The organism is Rathayibacter sp. VKM Ac-2926, assembly GCF_022815565.1.
GTDB classification, from domain to species: domain Bacteria; phylum Actinomycetota; class Actinomycetes; order Actinomycetales; family Microbacteriaceae; genus Rathayibacter; species Rathayibacter festucae.
Genome location: NZ_JALGRS010000014.1, coordinates 37,501 through 59,280, shown reverse-complemented (window position 1 = coordinate 59,280; position 21,780 = coordinate 37,501). Strand labels below are relative to the sequence as shown.

Genomic DNA, 21,780 nt, shown 5'->3' with positions numbered 1-21,780 from the left:
GCGATTCGACGCTCCTGCCCCTGGGGGTGAGCTGCACCTACGACGCCGACGGTGATGACATCGGCCCGCAGACGATTCATCACGACGACTTCCCTGCGACGGTCGGCTTCCTCGTGAGCGTCCTCGCCTTCGGAGGCGGCGGGACTCTCGTCCTCGTCCGCGACTAGCGGGCCATCAGCGCCCGCCAGACGATGCCCTTGCGGGACGCCACCTCACGTCGGCTCGTCTCGCGGGCGCCCTCATGCCAGGATCGGGCCATGGGGATCAGCAGAACCGGAATCACGCTCTCGATCACGGCTCTCGCCGGCGTACTCGTGCTCTCCGGCTGCACCGCGGACGAGACCGCCGGCGACGAATCGTCGACAGTCGCTGTCGAATCGTCAGGCGTGGATCCGGCGGGCTCGCCGGATCCGGACGCGTCCGACGACCCTCAGCTCAGTGCGTTCGAGCAGCAACTCCCGCTGAGGGGCGACTTCGTCAGTCAGCAGACCGAGACGACAGGATCAGTCCTGATCGAGCGCCGCGCGGACGGATCGACCTGGGCGACCGTCACCGGATTCTCAACCGGTGACGCCTCTGACCTGAGGCTGCAGCTCAAGGAGGGCGCGCTCGAGCAGGACAGCTCGGGCGCCTGGGTCGACACTGCCGGCTACTCCTTCGACATCGGCCCTCTGGACCCGGAACAACCGGACCAGGAGATCGCCATACCCGGAGCGCACACCATGCCGGCGATGAGAACCCTCACCGCCATGAACTACGAAGGCCCCGATTACCCGTCCTTCGGGTCCGTCTCCCTTGAGAGGTAGCCAGTAGGCCGCCATGCTCGGGCGGCACGGTCGAGCGTTCCGCCTGATGACGCCCGAGCAGGAACCCCACACCGAACGGCCGGCGCAGCGGCCGTCAGCGCAGCGGCCGCGGTCGCCGCGATCCGGCGCTTGCGTCGGAGATCTGGCCGCAACTGCTCGATGAGCGCGCTCAGGGGTCTCGGCCATCGCCGTGGTGGCGAGACTGCGGGTGACGATCGGTCACTCCTGAAGAAGGGCCGTGTCGACCAGCGGTTCTCCGAAGGCGGTGCGGGACTTATCGACGTCGAGGGTGCGCGGCTCTCCTTCGGCGGGGGTGCTGTATCGGCGGTATCGCAGGACGGTCGGTCCGGTGTGGGCCAGCTGCTCGGCGGCGACTTCGGGTAGGGAGCGGCCGTCCGGTCCGGCGTAGACGCTGCGGGCGTACTCGCTGGGCACCCAGCGGCCGCCGAGCTGATCGCCGCCGGCGAGGGCGCGTTCATAGGACTGCTGCCAGCGATCGGCGATCCTCGACTCCGACAGCTCGAAGGGCACCTCCACGTCGATGACCTCGACGCTGTAGCCCACGGATCCGAGGCGCTGTCCCAGCTCGACGGCCTTCTCCGGAGAGGAGAGCACGGTGTCGATCACGACGTTCAGCCCCTCTCGCACCGCGTCGTTGCGGACGCGGATCGCGAGTTGAGTGGACTCCTCGTGAACGAGGGAGGCCAGCTCGAGCGGGAAGAACCGCTCCCCCGCCGCCTCGGCGGCGCGGACTTCGGGCGGGACGATCGAACGGTGGTAGCTGCCGTCCTTCATCGCCTCGCTGAGAAGGGCGCACGTGAACGCGTCCGGGTCGACGGTGATCCAGTCGCCGCTGTCGGCGCCGAGGATGTCCGTGAGCGCGGTCGACTTCCCCGCTCCCGGAGGGCCTGCGAGGACTATCGCCTTGCGCTCCGCGCGCGCCTCCGGGAACTCCCTCCGGTGAGCGGAGACGAGACGATCGTGCAGGGCTTTGCGCTCGAGCAACGGCCGACGCCTGCCGTCAGGGGTACGGATGAACCAGTCGGGGTTGTTGACCGTCGCGCACGCACCGGCAGGGCTCAGCGGTCCGTCCGCCCGACTCCACTCACGGACCGTCTCGCGATGCGCGGCGATCGCTGACGAGTCCTCCCCCGTCACCGACCTTGCTCGCTGTAGCGGAGCAGGATCTCCTCGTACATCGCCCCGTCGATCAGGTGCTCGGTATGGGCGCGCGCGACATCCGCGAACTCCCCCTCGTCTCCGGTGATCCAGTCGTAGCCGTCGCTGGGCGAGCCGGGCCGGTAGGACCAGCGGCCGAGCTCGTCGATGGTCTGCTCGCGCGTCAGCTCGCCCGCGTCGTAGCGCTGGGCGATCTCGTACGTGGTGGCGCCGGAGAATCCGGGGCGCACGTCCGGTACGGCGGCCGCGGACTTCAAGGCGCTGTTGACCGAGGGCTGGGAGATGCCGATGAGCCGGGCGAGCTGCGTCTGCGTCGTGTCCTGCGACACCCGGCGCAGCTCCCGCAGGTACGACACTCTCGTCACGACCTGTCGGCTCCGCAGACGGCGGAGGAGATCGGTCCCGGCGACGCCCCCCTGCGTCTCGTCGAGAACGCCGGGCTTGCGCGGTTCTCCCATCGCTGGACCGCCATTCGCCTGTGACGCCTGGCGGGGCTCGCCACCGACCTCCGGACGACGGAAGACCGTCGAGGGCTGCTGTGCTCGATCGAGGCGTCGCTGCTTCATCGCCTGGATCGCACCCGTCACACGGGGGCCACGACCTCGAAGATGACGGACGGTGTTGGCGTCGGGTGTCTGAATGCTGGACAAGGGAACCACCTCCTATAGCCCAATCTATAATCCCGACGTTCCGGGTGGAGCAGGCGAAGCCGAGGATGTCGTCTCCTGCCGGACGCCGTCAGCGGCACCCCCTCTGACGACGCCGGTCGCCGGCTCGACCGAGACCGTCCCGCCCGCGACGGGCTCCTCCCCCGAAGCCTGCTGTCTAGGGTCGAGTCCTGGACTCCGTCTGGCCCGCCGTCGTCGCCCTGCTCGGCGGATCCGCTCTCGCGATCGTCGGCCTGGTGCCGTGGGCGGCGCTGCAGTACCGGCGGCGGGGCGAGCTGGGGCTCGGGCCGGCGGTCCTCGCCTTCCTCACCGTCGTCTACGCGCTGGCGCTCGTCACCTACACGCTGCTGCCGCTGCCGGACGCGAGCACCGTGGAGGCGCTGTGCCGCACCCCGTCGTCGCCGCAGCTGCGGCCCTTCACCTTCCTCGCCGACATCGCGAAGGAGGGCGGGCTGAGCGGACCGCTCTCGATCGTGACGAACCGGGCGTCGGCGCAGGTCGTGTTCAACGTGATCCTCTTCGTGCCGCTCGGGATGCTCGTGCGCCAGGTGGTCCTGCGGGGCCGGCTCGCGGCGGGCGTCGCCGCGGGCGGTCTCGCCGGGCTGGCGGTGTCGCTGCTGATCGAGTTCACCCAGCTCACGGGCGACTGGTTCCTCTTCCCCTGCGCCTACCGCCTCTTCGACGTCGACGATCTGCTCGCGAACACCGCCGGTGCCCTGCTCGGCACGGCGCTCGCTCCTGTGCTCGTCCTGCTCACCGGGCGGCGCGGCGAGCGCGACACCGGGCAGCCGCGGCCGGTCACCCTGCGGCGCCGGCTGTTCGGGATGCTCTGCGACGCGCTCGTGCTGACCCTGGTGTCGGGAGCGCTGGCGTCGGTGACCGCGCTCGGCCTCGCGCTCCTCGAGCCGGGCGTGCCGGCGGGGCTCAGCCCGCTGGTGCTGGGCGTCCTCGCGTTCGCAGCGCCGGCGATCCAGCTCGTGCTCGTGCTGCGCACCGGGCGCACGATCGGCGAGGCCGTCGTTCGCCTGACGCCCTCGACGCTGCCGGCGCTGTGGCAGCGGCTGGTCCGCTGGGCGCTGGGATCCGGCGGATGGGCGGCCGCGCTCGCCTCCCCGCTGCCCGGTTCCGGCACTGGCGCGACGCTGCTCGTCCTGGCGGCGCTCGTCGGGGTGCTCGCCACCCGGGATCGACGCGGGTTCGCGAGCGCGGTCGCGAAGCTCGGCGTCGTCGATGACCGGGCGGCCCCCACCGAGGGTGCGGCGGACGGGAACGACTCCCGCTGACCACGAGATCCCCCCTATCTCACTGGAGTAAGGTTATAGTGAGAAACACAGAGGGACGCGGGGGCGCCACAGGCGATCCGCCTCCCTCCGAACCCGCCACCTCTCTACTCCTGGGAACGCCTCCATGACAGCACTCATCGCCACCCGTGGCGCAACCTCCCCGGCGCCCGCCGTTGCGAGTCCGACGGGATGAGCGGCGACGAGCAGAAGGCGGCCTCCCGGCCCTACGACGCCCGTCGGCGGCGCGAGCGCGGCGACACCGATCGCGCGCAGACCCGGGCGCGGATCCTCGACGCCGCGGCGGGACTGTTCCTCAGCCAGGGTTACGCGGGGACGACGATCTCGCAGCTGGCCCGCGCGGCCGGAACCTCCGTGCAGACCATCTACCTCGCGATCGGCGGCAAGGCCGACGTGCTCCGCGCGCTCACGGCGGCGATGACGACCGGGGCGGACTCCGAGGCGGGCGTCACCGACCAGGACTGGGTCGCGGCGGTCGCGGCGGAGTCCGATCCCGAGCGGCAGCTGCGGCAGCTCGCGCACCACTCCGTCGCCCTCGCGCAGCGGGCCGCGCCGCTCTGGAACGTGATGGCCGCCGCCGCGCAGGACGACCCCGCCCTCAGCGAGGACCTGGCCCGGCAGAGCGCCGGCCGCCTCGCCGACCAGCAGGCGTTCGCCCGGCTCGTGCGCGGTCCGCTGCGCGACGACATGACCCCGGAGCAGGCGGGCGACATCCTCTACGCCCTCGCCAGCCCGCAGCTCTGGAACATGCTCGCCCTCGACCGCGGCTGGAGCGCCGAGCAGCTCGAGCGGTTCCTCGGGGACGCGCTCACCCGCCTGCTCCTCCCGCCGCACGCCGAGAGCCCCGCGCACCACCCCGAAGACCCCGAGCACCACCCCGCATCGACCTGATCGAGGAGCCGTCGTGGCCACCATCCTGCTCTGCAGCACTCCCCTCTACGGTCACCTCGCACCGCTGCTCGCCATCGGCAGGCATCTCGCCGAGCGGGGGCACCACGTCATCGTGCTGACCGGCTCCGCCTTCGAGGAGCGCGTGCACGACCCCGGCCTGCACCACGAGGCGCTGACCGGTCGAGCCGACTTCGACGAGCGTGACGAGGCGAGCTTCCTGCCCGACCTGCACCGGCACCGCGGCCTCGCGCTCTCGCGGTACCAGGTCGAGCAGACCTTCGTGGCGACCCTGCCGGAGCAGCACCGCGCCGTCCGGGCGGTCCTCGACCGGGAGCGGATCGACGCCGTCCTGACCGACTCCTTCTTCGCCGGGATCCTGCCGCTGCTCGAGGCGGACCCGGCCTCGCGACCGCCGATCCTCGGCGTCGGCATCGGCCCGCTGGTCCAGGTCAGCCGCGACGTCGCCCCGTTCAACACGGCGCTGCCGCCCTCCGCCACGCCGCTCGGGCGGCTGCGGAACCGCGCGCTGAACCTGCTCGTGGCCCGCCTGCTCTTCGCGAAGACCCAGCGGCTCGCGGAGCGGCTGACCCAGGAGTCCGCAGGCGTGCCCCTCCGCACCTTCGTCCTGGACTTCACCGCGGCGTTCGACCGCTTCGTGCAGCTGGGCCCGGCGGAGTTCGAGTACCCCCGCTCGGACCTCAGCGCGAACGTGGTCTTCGCCGGACCGATCCCGAGCACCCCCTCTCCGGCCGCCCTGCCCGACTGGTGGTCCGACCTCCACGACGGCCGCCCGGTGGTGCACGTCACCCAGGGCACGCTCGACAACCACGACCTCGGGAAGGTCGTCCGACCCACCCTCGAGGCGCTCACGCACGAGGACGTGCTCGTCGTCGTCAGCACCGGCCGCGCGCCGCTCGCCTCCCTCGGCCCGCTGCCGGCGAACGCCCGCGCCGCGGAGTTCCTGCCCTACGAGCAGCTGCTGCCGCTGACCTCCGTGATGGTCACCAACGGCGGCTTCGGCGGCACCCTGCTCGCCCTCCGCCACGGCGTCCCGCTCGTGGTCGCCGGCGCCGCCGAGGACAAGCCCGAGGTCGCCGCCCGCGTCGCGCACTTCGGCGTCGGCCTCGACCTGCGGACCGGGCGTCCCTCCGTCGAGGCGCTGCGCACGGCGATCCGCGCCGTCCTGCGCGACCCCGCCTACCGCGCGCGAGCCGTCGAGATGGCGGCGGCCATCGCCCGATGCTCCCCGCTGGCCACGATCGACGACGAGCTGAGCCGCCTCCTGCGGGGGGAGCGGACGGGCTGAGAGCGCTCCCGGGGCGACCGGCCCCCGCCTGATCCCCGAGGGGGATCACGACCGACGCCGGCGCCTCCCCCGCCGCTAGCCTGGGGCCGTCGGCTCCGCACCGGGCCGGCTCGAGGGGGGTACTCGTGGACGATCAGCGGACGGCATCGGCCTGGCGGCGGTTCTGGGAGCGCGGCGGGGGCTGGCGGGCGCTGCTGCTGGCGGCCGTCTACTACGGCCTCTACGAGCTGATCGGCTACCTCCTCGGCTTCGTGGTCGGCGACACCGGCAGCCCCCTCCGCGGCGAGGAGGGATCGGCGACCGATGTCTTCTTCTCGATCGGGCTGCCGATCCTGCTCGCGAGCGTGCTCCTGGTGCTCTTCGCGCTCTCCCTCGGCTGGCTGCGCGAGCTGTTCGCCCCGCAGCGGATCCGCGGTCGCGGCTGGATGTGGATCGGGGTCGCCGTCGTCCTCGCGATCAACGTGTCCGCCCTGCTCGATCTCGACTACGCCGGCGCGGGCGGCGCGCTCATCGCCTCCTGGCTGCTGACCGGCCTGTTCGTCGGCTTCGCCGAGGAGACGCTCACCCGCGGCTTCGTCGTGAACCTGATGCGCAAGCGCGGCCACGGCGAGATCCGCGTCGCGCTGGTCTCGGCCGGGATCTTCGCGGCTCTGCACATCGGCAACGTCTTCACCAGCGACCAGGGCGTCGCCGTCACCGCGCTCCAGGTCGCCTACACCTTCGGCTTCGGCATCGTGATGTACCTGGCGCTCCGGGTGACCGGCAGCCTGCTCGGGCCGATCCTGCTGCACGCCTCCACCGATCCCACGCTCTTCCTGCACGGCGCGCACCCCGCCGGCACGATCGCCGGTCTCCTGCCCGCCCTCAGCACCTTCCTCGTCATCGCGACGGGGCTGGTCCTGCTGCTCGTCCTCATACTCGGCGAGCGCCGTCGGACCCGGAGCGCCGTCTCGGAGGGAGCACTCGCATGACCGCGAGCACCGATCAGCGCCCGGTCCCGCGCACGATCCCAGTCGGGCTCGCCGCCGCCGTCCTCTACGTGCTGATCGCGGCCGGCGTCGGCACCCTGCTCGATCCGCTCGCCGGCGGCGACGACACTCTCGACTTCGTGATCGGGACCTGGCTGCCCGTCGGCGTCCTGATCGTGATCGGGCTGCTGTTCGCGCGGCGTGCGGGCTGGCTGCGGGAGGCGTGGACGGCGCCGTCGCCGTTCACCGAGCGGCGGCGCTGGTGGCTGCTCGCGATCCCCGTCGTGCTCGCCGTCCAGACCCTGCAGCTCCTGCTCGCCGTGCCGTGGGCGGAGCGGGCGCTGCCGATGGTCCTCGTCTACCTGGTCGGCTGCCTGCTGATCGGCTTCGGCGAGGAGCTCTACTTCCGCGGTCTCTTCCGGGTCGCCGTCCGCGGGCACCACGGCGAGCTGGCCGCGCTGCTGATCACCTCGATCGCGTTCGGCCTCGGGCACGTCGCCGGCTACCTCCTCAACGGCGTCCCGCTGCCCGCGACCGCGGTCGCCGTGGCCTTCCTCGCCATGGACGGCGCGATCTTCTACGGCGCCCTGCGCGCGACGGGGACGCTGTGGGTGCCGATCCTGCTGCACGGCCTCGGCGACTTCGCCCGCTTCCTTCAGCAGGGCGGCGACGACCAGTCGGCCGCCCCGGAGGTCAGCGGCGACGCGTTCACCGCGCTCGTCGAGTACATCCTCATCGGCCTCTCGATCGCGCTGGTGGTCAGCGTCGCCAGGAGCGGCCGTCGCGAGCGGAAGGCGAGGAGGGCCGCCGCCGTCCCGGAGTGACGCGGCGTCCGGGGCTCCCGACGGCAGGCGCTCGGGCCGCGGTCGTAGGGAACCCGTGAGGTTCTGCCGTCGACCCGTATGGGAACCGTGAGCACCGCCGGACGGCGGGCCGCGGAGGTGTCTAGTGAGTGCTCGTGCCAGCTCTGGCACGTGCCCGCGGTTCCGCGGTCACGATCCGCCTCCGGATGGAGTCCTCCCGTGCTCGACCTCGTCTCCGTGATCGGCGTCCTCGCCGTCTTCACCCTCCTCGGCGTCCTCGCCAAGGGGGTCGAGAAGCTGAGCCCCCGGGCCGGCGTCGCCGACCCCCGCGACGTGCGGAAGGGAGGGGACCGGGCGTGATCGTCCTCGACACCCTCGCCGCGGTCCTCGCGATCGCCGCGATCGGCTACCTCGTCGTCGCCCTCGTGAAGCCGGAGCGCTTCTGATGGACGCCTTCCTCGCGATCCTGCAGGTCGCCTCCGCCGCCCTGATCCTCGTGCTGCTGCACCGCCCGCTGGGCGACTACATGGCGCACCTGTACTCCTCGCCGAAGGACCTCGCCGTCGAGCGCGGCTTCTACCGGCTCATCGGCGTGGACGCCCGCGCCGAGCAGAGCTGGCAGGCCTACCTGCGCGGCGTCCTCGCGTTCTCGCTCGTCAGCGTCCTGCTGCTCTACGCGATCCAGCGGGCGCAGGCCGTCCTGCCCTACTCGCTCGGCTTCCCGGCGATCCCGGAGGGGCTGTCCTTCAACACGGCGATCTCGTTCGTGACCAACACGAACTGGCAGTCGTACTCCCCCGACGTGACGATGGGCTACTCCGTCCAGCTGATCGGCCTCGCCGTGCAGAACTTCGTCTCGGCCGCGGTCGGCGTCGCCGTCGCCATCGCCCTCGTCCGCGGCTTCGCCCGGCGCGGCAGCGGCACGATCGGCAACTTCTGGGTCGACCTCACCCGCGGCCTCCTCCGGCTGCTCCTGCCCCTGGCCGTGCTGAGCGCGGTCCTGCTCCTGGCCGGCGGGGTGATCCAGAACGTCACCGGATTCACCGACGTCACCACGGTCACCGGCGCTACGCAGAGCATCCCCGGCGGCCCGGTCGCCTCGCAGGAGGCGATCAAGATGCTCGGCACCAACGGCGGCGGCTTCTTCAACGCCAACTCGGCGCACCCGTTCGAGAACCCCACCGCCTGGACCAGCCTGCTGCAGGTGGTCCTCATGCTGGCGATCCCCTTCTCCCTCCCCCGCACCTTCGGGCGGATGGTCGGCGACGCGAAGCAGGGCTACGCGATCCTCGCCGCGATGGCGACGATCTTCCTCGTCTCCCTCACCGCGCTGACGCTCCTGGAGCTCGGCGGGAGCGGCGGCGCCCCGCAGGCCGCCGGCGGCGCGATGGAGGGCAAGGAGACCCGGTTCGGGATCGCCGGATCGACGCTCTTCGGCGCCACCAGCACCCTCACCTCCACCGGCGCGGTCAACTCGATGCACGACTCCTACACCGCGCTCGGCGGGATGCTGCCGATGCTGAACATGATGCTCGGCGAGGTCGCCCCCGGCGGCGTCGGCTCCGGCCTCTACGGGATGCTCGTGCTCGCGGTCCTCGCGGTCTTCATCGGCGGGCTGCTCGTCGGCCGGACGCCGGAGTACCTGGGCAAGAAGCTCGGCCCGCTCGAGATCAAGCTCGCCAGCATCTCCATCCTGATCACGCCGACCCTGGTGCTCGCGGGCACCGCGCTCAGCTTCGCGATCCCCGCGGTGCGGGCGGACGTCGAGAGCACGTCGATCTGGAACCCCGGCCTGCACGGTCTCTCCGAGGTGCTCTACGCCTTCACCTCCGCGGCCAACAACAACGGCTCGGCGTTCGCCGGGCTCACCGCGAACACGCCGTGGTTCAACGCCGCTCTCGGAGTCGCGATGCTGCTCGGCCGGTTCCTGCCGATCGTGATGGTGCTCGCCCTCGCCGGCTCGCTCGCCCGGCAGGGCGCCGCACCGGCGACCGCGGGCACGCTCCCCACCCACCGGCCGCAGTTCGTCGGCCTCCTCGTGGGCGTCACCGCCGTCGTGACCGCCCTCACCTACTTCCCCGTGCTCGCACTCGGACCCCTCGCAGAAGGACTGCAGTCATGACCGCCACTCTCGACCGACCCGCCGCCTCCCCCACCCCCGAGAAGACCCCGCGGCGCGGCGCCTCCGCGTTCAGCCCCGAGCAGATCCTCGCCGCGGTGCCCGGCGCGTTCCGCAAGCTCGACCCGCGCCTGATGGTGCGGAACCCGGTGATGTTCCTGGTCGAGGTCGGCGCCGCGCTGACCACGGTCCTCGCGATCGCCGAGCCGTTCCTCGGCGGCGCGCAGGAGTCCGGCGGCTCCCCGGTCCCCGGCTCCTTCACCTGGGGCATCGCGCTCTGGCTCTGGGCGACCGTCGTCTTCGCGAACCTCGCCGAGTCGGTCGCCGAGGGCCGCGGCAAGGCGCAGGCCGACAGCCTCCGGCAGACCCGCACCAGCACGATGGCCCGCCGCCTGCTGGAGTACCGCGCCGGCGACGGCGCCGCGGCCCACGGCCAGGTGCGCGAGGTCTCCTCGGCGGACCTGCAGCTCGGCGACCACGTCGTCGTCGAGGCGGGCGACCTGGTCCCCGGCGACGGCGACATCGTCTGGGGCATCGCCTCGGTCGACGAGTCGGCGATCACCGGCGAGTCGGCCCCCGTGGTCCGCGAGTCCGGCGGCGACCGCAGCGCTGTCACCGGCGGCACCCGGGTGCTCTCCGACCGCATCGTGGTGCGGATCACCTCGAAGCCCGGCGAGACCTTCGTCGACCGGATGATCGGCCTGGTCGAGGGCGCCTCGCGCCAGAAGACGCCGAACGAGATCGCGCTGAACATCCTCCTCGCGAGCCTCTCGATCGTCTTCCTCGTCGTCACCCTCACCCTCAACCCGATCGCCTCCTACGCCGCCGCCCCCGTCAGCGTCCCGGTGCTGGTCGCCCTGCTGGTCTGCCTCATCCCGACCACCATCGGCGCCCTGCTCTCCGCGATCGGCATCGCCGGGATGGACCGGCTCGTGCAGCGCAACGTGCTCGCGATGTCCGGCCGCGCCGTCGAGGCCGCCGGCGACGTCACCACGCTGCTGCTCGACAAGACCGGCACCATCACCTACGGCAACCGCCGCGCCACCGAGTTCGTCCCCGTCGGCGGGACCGGCGAGGACGAGCTGATCCGCGCCGCCGCGTCCTCCTCCCTCAGCGACCCGACACCCGAGGGGAAGTCGATCGTCGACCTCGCCGCCGCCCGCGGGATCCGCGAGGAGGCGCTCGCGAGCGAGGTCCTCTCCGCCGAGATCGTGCCCTTCACCGCGCAGACCCGGATGAGCGGCCTCGACCTCCCCGACGGCGCGATGATCCGCAAGGGCGCCGGCTCGGCCGTCACCGCCTGGCTCGCGGACGGCGGCCCGCTCGCCGCCGCGGAGCTCGAGGCGCAGGTGCACCGCGTCTCCGAGAGCGGCGGCACCCCGCTGGTCGTCGCGGTGAAGGACGCGAGCGGCACCGGCCGGATCCTCGGCGTCGTCCACCTCAAGGACGTCGTCAAGGAGGGGCTCAAGGAGCGCTTCGCCGACCTGCGCGCGATGGGCATCCGCACGGTGATGATCACCGGCGACAACCCGCTCACCGCGAAGGCGATCGCCGCGGAGGCCGGCGTCGACGACTATCTCGCCGAGGCCACACCGGAGCAGAAGCTCGCGTACATCCGCCGGGAGCAGGAGGGCGGCAACCTCGTCGCGATGACCGGCGACGGCACCAACGACGCCCCGGCGCTCGCGCAGGCCGACGTCGGGGTCGCGATGAACACCGGCACGTCGGCGGCGAAGGAGGCCGGCAACATGGTCGACCTCGACTCCGACCCGACCAAGCTCATCGACATCGTCCGGATCGGCAAGCAGCTGCTGATCACCCGCGGAGCGCTCACCACCTTCTCGATCGCCAACGACATCGCGAAGTACTTCGCGATCATCCCCGCGATGTTCACCGGGGTCTTCCCGGGCCTCGCGGTGCTGAACGTGATGCAGCTGCACTCGCCGTCCTCGGCGATCCTCTCGGCGATCGTCTTCAACGCGCTCGTCATCATCGCCCTGATCCCGCTCGCCCTCCGCGGCGTGGCCTACCACGCGCTCAGCGCCTCGAAGGTCCTCAGCCGCAACCTCCTCGTCTACGGGCTCGGCGGGGTGATCGCGCCGTTCGTCGGCATCAAGCTGATCGACCTCGTCGTCTCCCTCCTCCCCGGCTTCTAGCCGGACCCCGCAGTCCTCGGCGCTCCCAGCACTCCCAGCACTCCCAGCACTCCCAGCACTCCTCACCACGACTCACCAGGAAGCAGACCACCCCATGACCACCCCCCGCACCGGGCTCCGGCAGTACGGAGTCGCCCTCCGCGCCCTCCTCGTGCTCACCGTCGCCCTCGGCGTCCTCTATCCCCTCGCGATCACCGGCCTCGGCCAGCTCGCCTTCGCCCGCCAGGCGAACGGCTCCCTGCTCACCGAGAACGGCGAGACCGTCGGCTCCAGCCTCATCGGCCAGTCCTTCACCGACGCCGACGGGAACCCGCTGCCCGAGTGGTTCCAGTCCCGGCCCTCCGCCGCGGGCGACGGCTACGACGCGAGCGCCTCCAGCGGCTCCAACCTCGGCCCCGAGAACGAGGACCTCATCGCCGCGATCGAGGAGCGCCGCGCCGCGATCGCCGCGTTCGACGGCGTCGACCCGGCCGCCGTCCCCGCCGACGCCCTCACCGCCTCCGCCTCGGGTCTGGACCCGCAGATCAGCCCGGCCTACGCCGCGATCCAGGTGGCCCGCGTCGCCGCCGCCCGCGGGCTCACCGAGGAGGACGTCCGCGCCCTCGTCGCCGAGCACACCCGGGCACGCGACCTCGGGTTCCTCGGCGACGAGACCGTGAACGTCCTCGAGCTCAACCTCGCCCTCGCGGCGCAGGCGAGCTGAGGCGGCGATGAGGACGGGGCGGCTCCGGGTGCTGCTGGGCGCCGCCCCGGGCGTCGGCAAGACCTACGAGATGCTCGAGGAGGGCCGGCGCCTGCGGAGCGAGGGCCGCGACGTCGTCGTCGCCTTCGTCGAGACCCACGGCCGCGCCGCCACCGCCGCGATGGTCACCGGGCTCGAGGTCGTCCCGCGGACCACCCTCGAGCACCGCGGCGTGCGGCTCGACGAGCTGGACCTCGACGCCGTCCTCGCCCGGCGGCCCGGGATCGCCCTCGTCGACGAGCTCGCGCACACCAACGCGCCCGGCTCGGCCCACCAGAAGCGCTGGCAGGACGTGCGGACCCTCCTGGACGCCGGGATCGACGTCGTCTCCACCGTCAACATCCAGCACATCGAGTCGCTCAACGACGTCGTCCAGCAGATCACCGGAGTCCCGCAGCGCGAGACGATCCCCGACGCGATCCTGCGCGGCGCCGACCAGATCGAGGTCGTCGACCTCGCCCCGCAGGCCCTCCGCGACCGCCTCGCGGCCGGCCGCGTCTACCCGTCCGAGCGGATCGACGCCGCCCTGTCCAACTACTTCCGGCTCGGCAACCTCACGGCGCTGCGCGAGCTCGCGCTGCTCTGGCTGGCCGACGAGGTCGACTCGGCGCTGAACGGCTATCGCGTCGAGCACGGCATCGACAGCACCTGGGAGGCGCGCGAGCGCGTCGTCGTCACCCTCACCGGCGGACCCGAGGGCGAGACCCTGCTCCGCCGCGGCGCCCGCATCGCCGCCCGCTCCTCTGGCGGCGAGCTCCTCGCCGTGCACGTCACCAGCCAGGACGGCCTGCGCGCCGCCCGCCCGGAGGTGCTCGCCGAGCAGCGCGCCCTCGTCGACACCCTCGGCGGCAGCTACCACCAGATCGTCGGCGAGGACGTGCCCCGCGCCCTCGTCGAGTTCGCCCGCTCCGTCAACGCCACCCAGCTCGTCCTCGGCGTCAGCCGCAGGAGCCGGCTCGCCGCCGCGCTCACCGGCCCCGGCATCGGCGCGACGGTCATCCGCGAGTCCGGGACGATCGACGTCCACATCGTCACCCACGCCTCGGCGGGCCGCTCCCCGGCGCTGCCCCGGCTCGGCGGAGCGCTGACGCTGAAGCGGCGCGTCCTCGGCCTGCTGCTCGCCCTCGTCGGCGGGCCGCTGCTCACCTGGCTGCTCGCCGCCTTCCGGAGCGACGAGTCGATCACCAGCGACGTCCTCGCCTACCAGGTCCTCGTCGTCCTGGTCGCCCTCGCCGGCGGCCTCGGTCCGGCACTGTTCGCCGCCGTGCTGTCCGGGCTCACCCTCGACTTCTTCTTCGTCGACCCGCTCTACACCGTCACCGTCGACGAACCGCTGCACGCCCTCGCCCTCCTGCTCTACATCGCCAACGCGATCCTGGTCAGCGCCGTCGTCGATCGCGCCGCCCGCCGCGCCCGCACCGCCCGCCGGGCCGGCGCCGAGGCCGAGCTGCTCGCCACCATCGCCGGCGGCGTCATCCGCGGCCAGGACGCCCTGCAGGCGATCCTCGAGCGCGCCCGCGAGGCCTTCGGGCTGACCGGCGTCCGCCTGCTCCGCGGCTCCGAGCTCGTCGGCGCCGATGGCGAGCCGGGCGGCGAGCACGAGACCGTCCCCGTCGGCCGCACCGCCGTCCTCGAGCTGCACGGCCGCCCCGTCGGCGCGGGCGAGCGGCGCCTGCTCTCCGTCGTCGTCGCGCAGCTCGACGCCGCCCTCGAGCACGAGGACCTCAGCGAGACGGCGAGCGGCCTCGCCCCCCTCGCCGAGACCGACCGGGTGCGCAGCGCCCTGCTCTCGGCCGTCAGCCACGATCTGCGCCGGCCGCTCGCCGCCGCGACCGCCGCGATCAGCGGACTGCGCTCCACCGACATCGCCTGGAGCGCCGCGGACCGCGCGGAGCTGCTCGCCACCGCCGACGAGAGCCTCGGCACCCTCGCGGACCTCGTCACGAACCTCCTCGACGTCACCCGGCTGCAGGCCGGAGTGCTCGCTGTCTCCCTCGCACCCGTCGACCCCTCCGACGTCGTCCTCCCCGCGATCGACGAGCTCGGCCTCGGACCGGCGGAGCTCGACCTCGATCTCGACCTCGACCTGCCGCCGGCGCTCGCCGACGCGGGGCTGCTCCAGCGCGTGGTGGTGAACCTGCTCGCCAACGCCGTCCGGCACTCCCCGCCCGACCGGCGCGTGCGGATCTCGACCAGCGGCTTCGGCGGCACGCTCCAGATCCGGGTCGCCGACCACGGACCGGGCATCGCCCCCGAGCGCCGGGCCGACGTCTTCGTCCCGTTCCAGCGCCTCGGCGACACCGACAACACCACCGGCCTCGGCCTCGGCCTCGCCCTGTCCAAGGGCTTCACCGAGGGGATGGGCGGCACCCTCGACACCGAGGACACCCCCGGCGGCGGGCTGACCATGGTCGTCACCCTCCCGCTCGCGCCGCCACCGACCGCACCCGCACCCGCACCGACGCCCACACCGACGCCCCGGGAGGGAGACCGGTGAGGGTCCTCCTCGCCGACGACGACGCGCAGCTGCTGCGCGCCCTCCGGATCACCCTCGGCGCCCGCGGCTACGAGGTCGTCACGGCCGAGAACGGCACCAGCGCCCTCGCGCTCGCCGCCGAGCGGCGTCCCGACCTCGTGGTGCTCGACCTCGGCCTGCCCGGGCTCGACGGCCTCGACGTGATCCGCGGACTGCGCGGCTGGAGCACCGCGCCGATCCTCGTCGTCTCCGGGCGCACCGGCGCCGCCGACACGATCGACGCCCTCGACGCCGGCGCCGACGACTACGTCACCAAGCCCTTCGCGATGGACGAGCTGCTCGCCCGCCTCCGCGCCCTCACCCGGCGGCTCGGCACGCAGGAGACCGGCTCGCTGGTCGCCCTCGGCGACCACGTCGTCGACCTCACCGCGCGGGCCGTCACCCGGCGCACCGGCGACGGCCCGATCGCGGTCCGGCTCACCCCCACCGAGTGGCGGGTGCTGGAGCTGCTCGTCCGGAACCCCGGCCGGCTCGTCACCCGGCAGACCCTCCTGCACGAGATCTGGGGACCGAGCCACAGCACGGACACCGGCTACCTCCGCCTCTACCTCGCCCAGCTGCGGAAGAAGCTCGAGCCCGAGCCGGCTCGCCCCCGCTACCTGCTCACCGAATCGGGGATGGGCTACCGCTTCGTCCCCGGCGACGGCCCGGACTCCGGCTGAGCACGCGCGGCGGTGTCAGTGCGGCGGTGTCAGTGCGGCGGTGTCAGTGCGGCGGTGTCAGTGCGGCGCGATCGGCGAGACGCCCACGCGGACCGCACCGCCCGAGGCGCGCCGGATCCCCTCGTCGAGATCCGCCAGCGCCACCGTCTCGCCGACCAGACCGGCGAACGGCCACGCCTGCCAGCGGTCGACGAGGTACGCCGAGGCCGCGGCGAGGTGCTCGGGCGTGTAGTTGTGCACGCCCCGCACGGTCAGCAGCCCGCGCACCACGCGCTCCGGGTCCAGCGGCACCGGCTCGGTCGGGAAGACGCTGCCGACCAGGACGACCACGCCGCCGACCGCGGCACGGGCGAGCGCCGAGCCGACGGCCGCCCGCGCACCGGACGCCTCGAGGACCACGTCGAACTCGCCGCCCTCCTCCTCCGGTCGCCGCGCTCGGGCGCCGAAGCGCTCGGCGAGCGCGCGGCGAGCGGGATCCGGCTCGAGGAGGGTGACGACCGCCCCGCGGTCCGTCGCCATCGCCGCCGCGGTGAGCCCGATCAGGCCCGCGCCGCTGATCAGCACGTCGGCCCCGGCGAGCGGACGGACGGCCTCGGCGGCGGCGAGCGCGGCCCAGGCGGTGGCGGTCCCGCAGGACGCGGGTGCCAGGACGGCGGCCGGCACATCCTCGGGCAGCCGGATGATCGGCGTGCCCGCGACGACGTGCGCATGGGTCGCGAAGCCGCCGGACAGCGCCCAGGCGTCGCTCATCCGCTCGTGGCCGTACTTGCGCAGCGACCGGCACTTCTGCGGCAGCCCGCCCGCGCAGCGGTCGCAGGATCCGCAGCTCGCGGCGATCGACCACAGCACGCGGTCGCCGACGGCGAGGAGCGAGCCGTCGAGCGCGCGGGGCCCGCCGGTGCCGAGCTCGACGACGCGACCGAGCTGCTCGTGCCCGAGGACGAGCGGCGCGGGAGCGCTCCGGTCGCCGTGCACGGTGTGCACGTCCGAGCCGCAGATCGTCGCCAGCTCGATCTCGACCAGCACGTCGCCCGGCGCGAGCCGGACCGTGACGAACGCGACCGCCTCGTGCGGGCGGTCCGGTGCCAGCCAGACCATGGCGGTGGCGGAGGGCCGCAGCTCGACGCGCCGCGACTCCGGATCGATGCGCGGCGGCGCGGTCGCCGTCCTCATCGCAGTGACAGCGTGCGCAGCGCGGTGACGTCCTCGATCACGGCGTGCGCGCCGGCCGCGCTCAGGCGGTTGCGGTCGTGCGCTCCGCTCAGCACGCCCACCACGAGCCCGGCGCCCGCGCGCAGTCCCGAGAGGACGTCGCTGGCCGTGTCGCCGACCACCGCGACGGCGCTCATCGCGCTGACCCGCGCGCGCAGAGCGGCGGTCAGGACGAGGTCGGGCGCGGGGCGGCCCCGGCCGGCGTCGGCCGGCGAGAGGGCGATCCCGACGAGGTCGCGCCAGCCGAGCGCGTCGAGGATCGCGTCGCGGGTGACGGGAGCGAAGCCGGTGGTCAGCGCCACGGCGACCCCCGCGGCGCGCAGCTCGCGCAGCAGCTCCTCGGCACCGGGGATCGGCGCGGCGGCGCCCTCGAGGATCAGCTCGGCGTAGGCGTCCTCGAACGCGGCGGTCGCCCGCTCCGCGGCGGCGACGTCGCCCCCGGCGAGGTGCGTGAACACGTCGATCTTCGACTGCCCCATCGTCTCGCGCACGTAGTCGAGCGCCTCGGCCCACGGCAGGCGGTCGGCGACGCCGGTGCGCTCGGCCGCGCGCTGGAACGCCTGCTCGACGACCCCGTCGTCGGTGACGGTGGTGCCCGCCATGTCCAGGACGACGAGCTCGATGCCGGCGAGGGCCGGGCCGGGACCGGCGGTGCCGAGGGGAGCGGGAGCGGGGATCGTGCTGGTCATCAGCGGCCTTCCGAGGAGACGAGGAGGGATGCGGTGCTGTCGAAGCGGTCCGCGAGGGTGGTCTCGGCGAGACCGAGCCCGGTGGTCATGCCGATGCCCGTGGTGACGGTGCGCACGAGGACGCCCGGGATCGGCTCGGCGACGAGGAACTCGTCGCGCCCGCTGGCGTAGACGCCCTGCCAGCGCTCCAGCACCCGCGGCGCCGCCCCGAACAGGCGGGCGGTCTCCTCGAGGAGGAGCTCCGCGGTCGCCTCGGACTGGAACGGCTCCGGCGTGATCGAGCGGTGGTGGGAGTCGCCGACGACGACGCTCCCGTCGGGCAGCTGCGTGTACATCTGGTTGAGGTCGATCGCCGCGAGGTCCGGCCGCTCGGCGTGCAGCCGGGCCCGCACCGCGGCGGCCTCGGGCAGGCGCGCGAAGCCGCTGTAGCGCACGAGCGACCAGCCCGTCAGCAGCGGCGCGGCCAGCGGAGCGCGCAGCGGCAGCTCCACGCGGAGCATGTCGAGGGAGCAGCGGACGACGTCGTGCGCCTCGGCGAGCTCGGGGAGGAGCTGATCGAGGTCGTGGTTGACCGCGACGACGATCGTGTCGGCGAGGATCGCGCCCCGGCTGGTCTCCACGACGCCCTCGGCGACCCGCCCGACGGCCGTGCGCATCCGGAACTCGACGCCGAGCTCGGCGAGGTGCCGGACGATCGCGGCCGCGGCCGTGCGCGGATCCGCCTGCAGGTCGTAGGGCAGCACCGCTCCCCCGACGACGACCGCGGGGTCGACCGGGGTCACCGCCGCGGTCTGCCGCGCGTCGAGCAGCTCGATCTCGGGGCCGTCGCCGAAGCCGAACGGCGCCTGCGCGGCCGCCGACTCCAGCAGCGCGAGCTCGTCGGCGTGGCGCGCGACGATGTGCGTGCCGCGGCGGCCGAGCGCGAAGCCCGCATCCCGCGAGAGCCGCAGCCACGCCTCCCGGGCCGCGAGCCCGTAGCGCAGCGCCTCGCCCGCCTGCGGGGTGAAGCAGAGGTGACCGAAGTTGCGGACGGTCGAGCCCATCGACGCGGCGGTGCGATCGAGCACCACGACACTCAGCCCCCGGCGGACGGCGGCGTAGGCCGCGCCGAGACCGACGATCCCGGAGCCGACGACGGCGACGTCGTACCGGGCGCTCATCGGAGCACCTTCCGCAGCCACATCGCCAGGCCCTCGACGACGAGCACGGTCACCAGGATCATCAGGACGATCGCGGTCACGGTCGCGTAGTTCGAGCCCTGCGCGGCGTTGAGCAGGTAGTAGCCGATCCCGCCGCCGCCGACGATGCCCAGCAGGGTCGCCGCGCGGATGTTGGTGTCGAGCAAGTAGAAGGTGTGGCCGAGCATCGCGCGCGCCCCCTGGGGCAGCGTCGCTCCGGCGTAGACCTGCAGCCGGGTGGCGCCGGTCGCGACGAGGGCGCGCTCCGGTCCGGAGTCGACCTCCTCCAGCGAGTCGGCGATCAGCTTGCCGAGCAGCCCGACCCCGCCGACCGCGAGGGCGATCGTGCCGGCCTGGGTGCCGAGCCCCGAGACGACGATCAGCAGGATGGCGAGGATCAGCTCGGGCACGCCGCGGACCGCGACCAGCAGCAGCCGGAAGCCGCTGCGGGCGCCGCGGGTCGGGGCGACGTTGCGGGCGGCGAGCGAGCCGATCAGCACCGACGCGACGACGGTGAGCAGCGCCGCCGCGAGAGCGATGGCGATCGTCTCGCGCATGGCCTCGACCATCGTGCCGGCGTCGTAGCTGCCGAACGACGGCGGCCAGAACTGCGCCGCGACGGCGGGGACGCGGCCCCAGAAGGTGAGCGCGTCGCTCCAGGTGATGTCGCTGACGACGACGCCCGCGACGATCACGAGGGCCGTGACGACGCCGGCGAGGGCGTTCCGCAGGCGCGCGGGTGTCCACGGCCGGCGCAGCGCCGACTCCGGGGTCGACCGCGGCGTCGTGGCCGCCGGCCGCCCCGCGGTGCCGCTCGCGCGGTCGCCTCGGAACCGGCGCACGAGCGCGCCGACCGGGCCGGAGCCCGACGCGCCGGACCCGGACGCGCCGCGGCCGAGCATCGCCGCGCGCACCGAGCTCGAGACGATCTCCATCGCCACGCAGAGCGCGAAGATCACCAGCGCGATGCCGATGCCCCGCCCGTACTGCAGCGACTTGAAGGCGTAGGACATCTCGAGCCCGAGGCCCGCGACGCCGACGTAGCCGAGGATCACCGAGCCGCGCAGGTTGATGTCGTTGCGGTGCAGCACCGTCGCGACCCAGGACGGCAGCACCTGGGGCAGCACGCCCGAGGTGAACTCCTGCAGCCTCGTGCCGCCGGCGGCGCGGATCGCCAGGCGCGGTCCCTCGTCGATCTGCTCGATCGCGTCGGCGAACAGCTTCGAGATCATGCCGACGGAGTGCAGGCCGATCGCGAGGATGCCGGGCAGCGAGCCGAGCGAGAACATCAGCACGAAGACCATCGCGAGGACGACGTCCGGTATCGCACGGGCCAGCACGCCGAGGAAGCGCGCGACACCCCGGGCCGCGTGGCCGGGCGTCGTGTTGGCCGCCGCGAGGTACGCCAGCGGCACTGACAGCACCGCCGCGAGCAGCGTGCCCGTGAGCACCAGGCCGAGGGTCTGCGCGGTGAGGGCGAGCAGCTCGGCCGGCTCGGGGAAGCTGATCGCGCCGACCCGGCCGAGGAAGCGCTCGGCGTTCGAGAGCGACTGCAGCATCCGCGGCACCGAGATGTCGACCTCGATCAGCGCGGCGACGGCGAGCCCCGCGAGGGCGAGCAGGGTCAGGACCGCGGCGATCCGCTCCGGGGAGCGCCGCGGCCGCGGAGCGCGCGCGGCGACGGCCGGGTCCGGGCGGCGCGCGGTGCGCGGCGGCAGCACGGCCGTCATCGGGTGGCCTCCGGTGTGAGCAGCTCGTTCTGCACGGCCTCGAGCTCCGAGGTCGTCGTGGCCACGCGGCCGTAGATCTCCATGACCTCGGCCTTGGACAGCCCCGCCGCGGGAGTGTCGAGGACGACCGCGCCGTGCCGGAGGCCGACGATCCGGTCGGCCCAGGAGATGGCGAGGTCCACCTGGTGCAGGCTGCAGAGCACGGTGAGCCCCTCCTCCGCGGCGATCTCGCGGATCAGACCCATGACCTGATCGCTCGACTCGGGGTCCAGGGAGGCGACGGGCTCGTCCGCCAGGAGGATCGAGGGGTTCTGCATCAGGGCGCGCGCGATCGCGACGCGCTGCTGCTGCCCGCCCGAGAGGGTGTCGGCGCGCTGGTAGGCGCGCTCGAGCAGGCCGACCCGCTCGAGGTGCTGCAGCGCGCGCAGCTTCTTCGCCTTCGGGTAGCTCCAGAGGCCCAGCCTGGGGCCACGCAGCTCCGCGAGCGCCCCGGTCAGCACGTTCTCGAGCACCGTCAGCGACGGCACGAGCTCGAACTGCTGGAAGATGAAGCCCACCTTCCCGCGGAGCGTGCGCAGCCGACCGCCCCGCAGCGCGGGCACGTCCTCGCCGAGCACCCGGACCGCGCCGCTCGTCGGCGCCTCGAGGGCGTCGACGTGGCGCAGAAGGGTGGACTTGCCCGACCCGGAGAGCCCGAGCAGGACGACGATCTCCCCGCGGCGCACGGTGAGCGACACCGCGTCGAGCGCGGTCGTCGCGCCGAAGCGCTTGGTGAGGTCGGTGATCTCGACCACGGCGTCGGCCGCGGGAGGGGAGGAAGTCGTCATCGGAGTC

The 21,780-nt window shown here is 73.4% G+C and carries 21 protein-coding genes; 14 read left to right on the top strand and 7 right to left on the bottom strand.

What is annotated here, in order from left to right; translation table 11 throughout:
* Positions 1-26 precede the first annotated feature (26 nt).
* Together MT351_RS17065 and MT351_RS17060 are read left to right on the top strand one after the other, a co-directional pair.
* Positions 27-167: a hypothetical protein gene (locus MT351_RS17065; protein ID WP_243582773.1), complete on the top strand. Its 141-nt coding sequence runs from the start codon at positions 27-29 to the stop codon at positions 165-167.
* Between the two features lie 90 nt (positions 168-257).
* Positions 258-806 (top strand): hypothetical protein, encoded by a 549-nt coding sequence (locus MT351_RS17060; protein WP_243582772.1) that lies wholly within the window; start codon positions 258-260, stop codon positions 804-806.
* A 219-nt stretch (positions 807-1,025) separates the two neighbouring features.
* Here MT351_RS17060 and MT351_RS17055 read toward each other — a convergent pair whose 3' ends face one another.
* A complete protein-coding gene (locus MT351_RS17055) occupies positions 1,026-1,811 on the bottom strand; it encodes a zeta toxin family protein (protein ID WP_243582771.1) in 786 nt (261 codons plus the stop codon).
* Between the two features lie 149 nt (positions 1,812-1,960).
* On the bottom strand, positions 1,961-2,644 hold the full coding sequence (locus MT351_RS17050; RefSeq protein WP_243582770.1) for a hypothetical protein: 684 nt from the start codon (positions 2,642-2,644) through the stop codon (positions 1,961-1,963).
* Positions 2,645-2,889: 245 nt separating this feature from the next.
* Between MT351_RS17050 and MT351_RS17045 the strand changes: the two genes are divergently transcribed.
* From MT351_RS17045 to MT351_RS16990, 12 genes are all read left to right on the top strand, one after another.
* Positions 2,890-3,936, top strand: a complete 1,047-nt coding sequence (locus MT351_RS17045; RefSeq protein ID WP_243582769.1) for a VanZ family protein — start codon at positions 2,890-2,892, stop codon at positions 3,934-3,936.
* A gap of 189 nt (positions 3,937-4,125) precedes the next feature.
* A complete protein-coding gene (locus MT351_RS17040) occupies positions 4,126-4,845 on the top strand; it encodes a TetR/AcrR family transcriptional regulator (RefSeq protein ID WP_243582768.1) in 720 nt (239 codons plus the stop codon).
* Positions 4,846-4,858: 13 nt separating this feature from the next.
* The gene (locus MT351_RS17035) at positions 4,859-6,151 is read left to right on the top strand and encodes a glycosyltransferase (protein WP_243582767.1); all 1,293 of its coding nucleotides are present in this window, start codon (positions 4,859-4,861) and stop codon (positions 6,149-6,151) included.
* Positions 6,152-6,276: 125 nt separating this feature from the next.
* Positions 6,277-7,122: a CPBP family intramembrane glutamic endopeptidase gene (locus tag MT351_RS20385; protein ID WP_243582766.1), complete on the top strand. Its 846-nt coding sequence runs from the start codon at positions 6,277-6,279 to the stop codon at positions 7,120-7,122.
* A complete protein-coding gene (locus MT351_RS17025; protein ID WP_243582765.1) occupies positions 7,119-7,943 on the top strand; it encodes a CPBP family intramembrane glutamic endopeptidase in 825 nt (274 codons plus the stop codon). Before MT351_RS20385 ends, MT351_RS17025 begins: the two co-directional genes overlap by 4 nt.
* A 198-nt stretch (positions 7,944-8,141) precedes the next feature.
* Positions 8,142-8,282 carry a hypothetical protein gene (locus MT351_RS17020; RefSeq protein ID WP_243582764.1) on the top strand — a complete coding sequence of 47 codons (141 nt, stop codon included), beginning with the start codon at positions 8,142-8,144 and terminating at the stop codon, positions 8,280-8,282.
* The gene (locus tag MT351_RS17015; RefSeq protein WP_123446358.1) at positions 8,279-8,368 is read left to right on the top strand and encodes a potassium-transporting ATPase subunit F; all 90 of its coding nucleotides are present in this window, start codon (positions 8,279-8,281) and stop codon (positions 8,366-8,368) included. The genes MT351_RS17020 and MT351_RS17015 overlap by 4 nt, the downstream gene beginning before the upstream one ends.
* Positions 8,368-10,044, top strand: a complete 1,677-nt coding sequence (kdpA, locus tag MT351_RS17010) for a potassium-transporting ATPase subunit KdpA (protein ID WP_243582763.1) — start codon at positions 8,368-8,370, stop codon at positions 10,042-10,044. The genes MT351_RS17015 and kdpA overlap by 1 nt, the downstream gene beginning before the upstream one ends.
* Positions 10,041-12,197 carry a potassium-transporting ATPase subunit KdpB gene (kdpB, locus tag MT351_RS17005; protein ID WP_243582762.1) on the top strand — a complete coding sequence of 719 codons (2,157 nt, stop codon included), beginning with the start codon at positions 10,041-10,043 and terminating at the stop codon, positions 12,195-12,197. The genes kdpA and kdpB overlap by 4 nt, the downstream gene beginning before the upstream one ends.
* A 94-nt stretch (positions 12,198-12,291) precedes the next feature.
* Entirely contained in the window at positions 12,292-12,900 is a 609-nt protein-coding gene (gene kdpC, locus MT351_RS17000; protein ID WP_243582761.1) for a potassium-transporting ATPase subunit KdpC, read from the top strand.
* A gap of 7 nt (positions 12,901-12,907) precedes the next feature.
* On the top strand, positions 12,908-15,436 hold the full coding sequence (locus MT351_RS16995) for an ATP-binding protein (RefSeq protein WP_243582760.1): 2,529 nt from the start codon (positions 12,908-12,910) through the stop codon (positions 15,434-15,436).
* The gene (locus tag MT351_RS16990; protein WP_243582759.1) at positions 15,433-16,137 is read left to right on the top strand and encodes a response regulator; all 705 of its coding nucleotides are present in this window, start codon (positions 15,433-15,435) and stop codon (positions 16,135-16,137) included. The genes MT351_RS16995 and MT351_RS16990 overlap by 4 nt, the downstream gene beginning before the upstream one ends.
* A 57-nt stretch (positions 16,138-16,194) precedes the next feature.
* Here MT351_RS16990 and MT351_RS16985 read toward each other — a convergent pair whose 3' ends face one another.
* From MT351_RS16985 to phnC, 5 genes are read right to left on the bottom strand one after another with little or no spacing between them, the layout of a single operon-like run.
* Positions 16,195-17,310 carry a zinc-binding dehydrogenase gene (locus MT351_RS16985; protein WP_243582758.1) on the bottom strand — a complete coding sequence of 372 codons (1,116 nt, stop codon included), beginning with the start codon at positions 17,308-17,310 and terminating at the stop codon, positions 16,195-16,197.
* Positions 17,307-18,038, bottom strand: coding sequence for an HAD-IA family hydrolase (locus tag MT351_RS16980; protein ID WP_132436184.1), 732 nt, complete (start codon positions 18,036-18,038; stop codon positions 17,307-17,309). The genes MT351_RS16985 and MT351_RS16980 overlap by 4 nt, the downstream gene beginning before the upstream one ends.
* Positions 18,038-19,198 carry a TIGR03364 family FAD-dependent oxidoreductase gene (locus MT351_RS16975; RefSeq protein ID WP_243582757.1) on the bottom strand — a complete coding sequence of 387 codons (1,161 nt, stop codon included), beginning with the start codon at positions 19,196-19,198 and terminating at the stop codon, positions 18,038-18,040. The genes MT351_RS16980 and MT351_RS16975 overlap by 1 nt, the downstream gene beginning before the upstream one ends.
* Positions 19,195-20,946: an ABC transporter permease gene (locus MT351_RS16970; RefSeq protein WP_243582756.1), complete on the bottom strand. Its 1,752-nt coding sequence runs from the start codon at positions 20,944-20,946 to the stop codon at positions 19,195-19,197. Before MT351_RS16970 ends, MT351_RS16975 begins: the two co-directional genes overlap by 4 nt.
* Entirely contained in the window at positions 20,943-21,773 is an 831-nt protein-coding gene (phnC, locus tag MT351_RS16965; protein WP_123733147.1) for a phosphonate ABC transporter ATP-binding protein, read from the bottom strand. Before phnC ends, MT351_RS16970 begins: the two co-directional genes overlap by 4 nt.
* Positions 21,774-21,780 lie beyond the last annotated feature (7 nt).